Origin of the sequence: Vibrio sp. MEBiC08052 (assembly GCF_001506075.1) — a bacterium.
In the GTDB taxonomy this organism is placed as follows: domain Bacteria; phylum Pseudomonadota; class Gammaproteobacteria; order Enterobacterales; family Vibrionaceae; genus Vibrio.
On the sequence record NZ_KQ947475.1, the window covers coordinates 818,783 to 824,504 of the forward strand.

At 44.8% G+C, this 5,722-nt stretch carries 4 protein-coding genes; 2 read left to right on the forward strand and 2 right to left on the reverse strand.

Features of this window, described 5'->3' with window-relative positions; genetic code table 11:
• Window positions 1-243 precede the first annotated feature (243 nt).
• A complete protein-coding gene (locus VRK_RS03830) occupies window positions 244-1,200 on the forward strand; it encodes a transposase (protein WP_059120171.1) in 957 nt (318 codons plus the stop codon).
• Window positions 1,201-1,212: 12 nt separating this feature from the next.
• Here the strand turns inward: VRK_RS03830 and VRK_RS03835 are convergent, their stop codons facing one another.
• Both VRK_RS03835 and VRK_RS03845 read right to left on the reverse strand, forming a co-directional pair.
• Entirely contained in the window at window positions 1,213-1,848 is a 636-nt protein-coding gene (locus VRK_RS03835; protein WP_197413051.1) for a thioesterase II family protein, read from the reverse strand.
• Window positions 1,849-2,145: 297 nt separating this feature from the next.
• Window positions 2,146-4,440, reverse strand: coding sequence for a TonB-dependent siderophore receptor (locus VRK_RS03845; protein ID WP_059122635.1), 2,295 nt, complete (start codon window positions 4,438-4,440; stop codon window positions 2,146-2,148).
• A gap of 319 nt (window positions 4,441-4,759) precedes the next feature.
• Here VRK_RS03845 and VRK_RS03850 point away from each other — a divergent pair, with 319 nt between their 5' ends.
• On the forward strand, window positions 4,760-5,686 hold the full coding sequence (locus VRK_RS03850; protein ID WP_059120174.1) for a TauD/TfdA family dioxygenase: 927 nt from the start codon (window positions 4,760-4,762) through the stop codon (window positions 5,684-5,686).
• Window positions 5,687-5,722: the final 36 nt, after the last annotated feature.

Below are 5,722 nucleotides of genomic sequence, written 5' to 3' on the forward strand. Positions count from 1 at the left end.
GGGTGTTATGGGTGTTATGGGTGTTATGGGTGTTATGGGGACAGACTGTTTTGTTATCTGGACACACAAAATAAACCACACAAAATAAGCTACATCGCCTTAAATCCAGCGAGTATGTCATTCTTGAGCAACATAAAAGTTACATAGAAAAAAGTTACATCACACGTAACCTCGCCAGAGAACTCTTTTTCTACGTTCTTACTTGCGGCAGACTCATGTCATCATTTTTTGACCGGAATTTTTATGACGATTGCCCGAACACAGCTCGTTTCCCCTGACATCACTTCGTTCTACCATTGTGTGTCACGCTGTGTTCGGCGCTCTTTCCTCTGCGGTGATGATCCCCTCACTGGTGTTTCTTATGAACATCGTCGCCATTGGGTTGAGCAACGTATATTGGCTTTGGCTCAAATTTACTGTATCGATATCTGTGCTTATGCAGTGATGAGTAACCATTATCACTTGGTTGTTCATATCAATCGCGCCAAAGCCCTGCAACTTTCTGAAAGAGAAGTGATTGCGAGATGGGAACAAGAGCATCAACTGCCACCATTGATACAATCCTATCTTAAAGGACAACTCTCAGCATCTGAGTATCCTGCATGTCTGAAGCTGATTCATCTTTGGCGGGAACGTCTTTATTCGCTCAGTTGGCTGATGAAAGAGTTGAACTATCATATTGCCTTACGGGCTAATCAGGAGGATCAGTGTCGCGGACATTTTTGGGAGGGGCGATTTAAATCTCAGGCACTGTTAGATGAAAAAGCCTTGCTGGCAGCTATGACGTATACCGATTTGAATCCTGTCCGAGCTAATATCGCCGAAACGCCAGAGACATCAGAATATACATCGTTCAAGCAGCGTGTTGACGCATTGAAAAATAATCAAGAGACTCCTTTGGGTTTGTTTCCATTTATCGGTGATATACATCAGGATCAAACGAATGGTATTCCATTTCGTCTGATCGATTATATGGAATGGGTTGATTTTGTGGGGCGTCAAATGCGGGAAGGAAAGCCGGGGTATATCAAGCAAACACATCCCAGTATCATCAGCCGCTTATCTTTGAATCAAATTGACAGTATCCATCTTTGTACTCGTCTTGAAAGAGAGCGTGGTTTATGGATTGGCACTAAACAACGCCTTCAGTATGTGAAATCTCTCCTGAACAGACAAAGGCTGCATGGGATCATGGTGTGAAAGTTTTATCCCTTAGAGCAAGCGAATCAAATTCTCGATAAATACCTTTAAATTCTGCTGGAAATAAAAGTGATCACCCGGGCAGTTTATATGTTGATAATCAGAGGGATACTGATTCCACTCTTTTACTTTTTCTTGTTTAACGACCGGGTCGGAGAGGCCGTGAATCGTGGTGATTGGACAAGACAACGGGGTAATATCTTGCCGAGTATAATTGTCATTCAGCGCGAGATCAGAGCGGATAATCGGCAAAAGAAGCTCAAGTAGTTCACGATGTTCCAGCACTTCATTCTTTATCCCTCCCATCTCTTTTAATAAAGCGATAAGTGCTTGTTCTGAAAGATCACTTTTTAGCTGAGTATCTCCTCGCAGATGAGGTGCATGGCTGGCAGAAATCACCAAGCTTTGTGGTGAGTCAAGGTCGGGTGTCTGTTGGATTTTTAACGCTAATTCGTAAGCGATAAGACCGCCTAAACTATGACCAAATAAGTGATATTGTTCATGAGAAGGAAGTGTCGTTCTAAGCTGTTGTATCAAGTCATCCACCAGAGCCGGAATACTCGTCGGCAATGGTTCAGTAAACCGTCTTCCCCGGCCTGGATATTCAGGGCAATAAAGCGTGATATTGTGTGATATTGTGTGCTGCAAGAAGTGGTTTCCAGTCAGAGTAGAGTGAAGATGAGCTACCGGAAGACGGTAGGCATATCAGTATTGCCATATGATTTCCTAAAATGATTGTATAAATTATGCCTGTCTAACGTCTGTCCTACGAATACCTTGTATCCATCTATTTTAAAAGCATCTGTCCCTTTAGCTTTCCCTTTAGCTTGGAGTGCCTGTCCCTCGAAGGAAATCGCTAATTTATTTGCCTTCAATTTCCAAAAGAAAATAAAAGAAAGGCCGTCTGTCCCCCCAAACGGCCTTCTCAAACAAAACACTTGTTAATCAGAACTTATAATTCGCTTTCAGAGATACCGTTCTGGGTGACCCCAGATATACCGCATTCTGTGACGAGTCTGAAGATGAGGCATAGTAGTCTTTGTCGAACAAGTTGGCGACACTCAGTTGGACACGCAGATTTTTATCAGCAAAGGCTGGCTGATACCAAGCCGTCATATTCACGAGAGTATACGCATCAAGTGTATAATCATAGCCTTGGCGTCGGTTACCTGCGCGTTCTCCCACATAAACGACGCCTGTCCCTACACCCCATTGTTCATTGATATCATAGAACAACCATGCACTGGCATTATGATCTGGCACGTTCACTGGTTTGGCTGTCGTATCCGGTGCATTGACAAACTCGACATCGGTATAGCCGTAAGAGAAGATAGCCGTAAGTTGATCGGTAATGGTGTAATCACCGTCAATTTCAAAGCCACGGCTGCGCTGTTTATACACATCATAGCTACCGGTGACATCCCCTGCATACGCGACGTTATCCAAGTCAATCCGATACGTTGAGAGCGTCAGGTTGAGGTTTTTATCCAATAGGGCTAGTTTTGTGCCGATTTCATATTGGGTTCCTTTCTGAGAATCCACCCAATGATTGGCGACCGAGTCATATTTATCATTCGGCATATAGGATGTCGCGATATTCGAGAACCCGGAAACATTGTCAGTGAACTGGTATAAAGCACCTAACTGACCACTGACGTTTGTTTCATAAGGTGTCTTTGTATCGCTATCTTCTAACTTCCTCAGTGCTGAGACTGCAGACTGCAATGTGTCATCATAGTTTAATGTATATTTACGTGAATAACGGTCAGCGCGCAGGCCTGCAACAAAGTGCCAGTTACCGTATTCAATCAAATCATTCAGATAAATCCCATATTCAGTTAATGTCTGGGATTCATCTTGAATCTTGAACATATCATTGGGGTTGGAAACATTGGTAAAATTGTCTGAATGATAGTCGTAAGCACCACTATTCGGATCAGCAGTTCCCAAAAAACGTCCTGAATACACGGTTGTTAATGCATTTAAACCACTCCAACTGGCTGAAACGCTGGTTGTTTTATCTTCTTTGTAGCGGGTTGCATCAACCCCCGTGGTGATTTGATGGTAGGTCTGACCGATATCAAAGGTCAGCTGGTTTTCCCAAGAAATCACATCGGTACGGCTTGAAGTATTCTCTCCGCCGATATATCGGTTGATTGTCCCGTCGAACACATTTTTGTTCTGATCCTGGCCATAAATTGGGACACCCGCGATTTTACCTCGGGAAGCAGCCGATGACGCATAAAAATGGACACGCGTGCCATCATAATCTCGTTTTTGATGGCGCAGTTTCAGCCGAGTGGTCCACATATCATTCATATAATGCTCGATATCCAGCCCCCATTTTTGCGTGGTTCTCTCTTGCGAAGAGAATCCTGCCCCGAGCCGTTTGCTGCCGATATCAAGGAATCGCCAGTCACCGTTCGATGAATTGAGCACCGCCAAGGTACCACGGTCAAAAGGCACTTTTTCCTTATTGTATTTATAAGAGAAGGTAAGGCGTGTGTCCTCGTTAGCAATCCAAGTTAAAGAGGGGGCGATATAGGTTTGTCTGCTGTCGGAGTCATCACGCCATCCTTCAGAATCATCGGCCACACCGACAAGGCGATACAGCAGCGAACCATCTTCGTTCACCGCACCGGTGCTGTCGAAGCTGACGCGTCGTTTGCCATGTTCGTCAAGATTCAAACTCACTTGTGAGCTTTGCTCCGCTTCGGGTTTTTTACCGATAAGGTTAATCAGGCCGCCCGGATTCATGTTGCCGTACAGAATCGATTCAGGGCCTTTTACGACCTCAACGTATTCAATATCTTCCAAGACAGCTTTATCTGAGGCCAAGCCATAAATACGGGTTCCATCTTCGTAAACGCTGGCTTTAAAACCCCGAATGGTAAATTCGTCGCGTGTTCCACCGTAGTCGTTATCTTTTGAGACATTACTGATATTACTCAGTACATCGCTCATATCGACCACATTTTGTTGTTCGAGTAAGTCGCGGTTAAGCACTACCGCTGAACGCGGAATCTCTGTCAGATCCGCTTCTGTCCGCATCGTAGATTGCGCAATATTGGAGGTCAGCGTTTGTTTAATACTGCTACCAGTAACCACCATCACATCCGCATTGTCCTGGTCGGTTTCATTCGTTGCGGCAAAAACTGGAGAAGCGGTGAATCCAAGCACCAGAACATTACGGGGGTGGAGCAATGCACGAATGATTTGAGCTAGAGGTATTTTATTCATGTTGATGACTGCTTTTTCCGATGAAAGTAATTCGAGATAACCTGACAATTCCGTGTGTCCTTTCTATAGGAATGCAATTCATTCCATATTTATTACAGACAGCTATCTCACCATTGCATGTTAATTGAGCGCAATAAATGTAAACAATTCTATATACAACTGTAAAGTTCTAATGATAATTATTTTCAATATCACTATCATTTAGATTATGATAGCGTTCGATTTTTAATTCATAGAACAATTATGCATATACCCCATAAAGTGTATGTGTTTATCGTGCAGAGATAACCGACAAAAAATAATCACAGGAGATATCGCGATGGGAATTGAATTACCCCTGGAAGTCATCATGCAAAACCCGGAAGGCTGGAGAACGGATCTGGATAATATGCATCGGATTGTTGCAGACAATCTTCATCGGCATGGCGGTATTCTGTTCCGTGGATTCGATATTCTGGGCGAGACTGAATTTCAAGAATTTGCCCGATCATTCGGATTTCCGCTGCTCAACTATGAGTTTGGCTCAACGCCTCGCACCGATCTTGGTGAAGGGGTCTACACCACGACAGAGTATCCTGCCCATCAGGTTATCCCCCTACACAACGAACAGGCTTATACCCTCAACTGGCCGATGAAAATCTGGTTTCACTGCATTCAACCGGCGGAGACGGAAGGTGAAACGCCGATTGCCGACAGCCGTGAAGTGTATCGTCGGATCCCGACTCGGATCCGTGAACGTTTCGAAGAGAAAAAACTGATGTATGTCCGCAACTATGGCAACGGGCTGGATTTACCGTGGGAAAAAGTGTTTGCCACCAGTGATCCGAAACAGGTGGAAGCATTCTGTCGTGCCCATCAGATTGACTTCACCTGGAAAGGGGATGGTGAACTGAGAACCCGGCAAGTCTGTCAGTCCGTTGCCAGACATCCCGTCACACAGGAGATGGTGTGGTTCAATCAAGCGCACTTGTTCCATGTGTCCAATCTGGAAGCCCATATCCGGGAAACGCTGCTGTCTATTGTTGAAGAAGAAGATTTACCCCGGAACGTTTATTACGGGGATGGCTCACCGATTGAAGATGGCATTCTCGATGAAATTCGCGGTGTGTTAGATGAATGCATGGTGAAATTTCCGTGGCAACAAGGGGATGTACTGATGCTGGACAACATGTTGGTTGCCCATGCCCGCTCTCGCTTTACCGGACCTCGCAAAGTGGTCGTTGCGATGGCAGAACCCAACTGCTAACCCTTGTTTTGAGCGCTAGGTGAGGAAAAAATAACG

Excerpts from the sequence above, each read along its gene's own strand:
- VRK_RS03850 (WP_059120174.1), top strand. The coding sequence starts at position 4,760 with ATGGGAATTGAATTACCCCTGGAAGTCATCATGCAAAACCCGGAAGGC.
- VRK_RS03845 (WP_059122635.1), bottom strand. The coding sequence starts at position 4,440 with ATGAATAAAATACCTCTAGCTCAAATCATTCGTGCATTGCTCCACCCC.
- VRK_RS03830 (WP_059120171.1), top strand. The coding sequence starts at position 244 with ATGACGATTGCCCGAACACAGCTCGTTTCCCCTGACATCACTTCGTTC.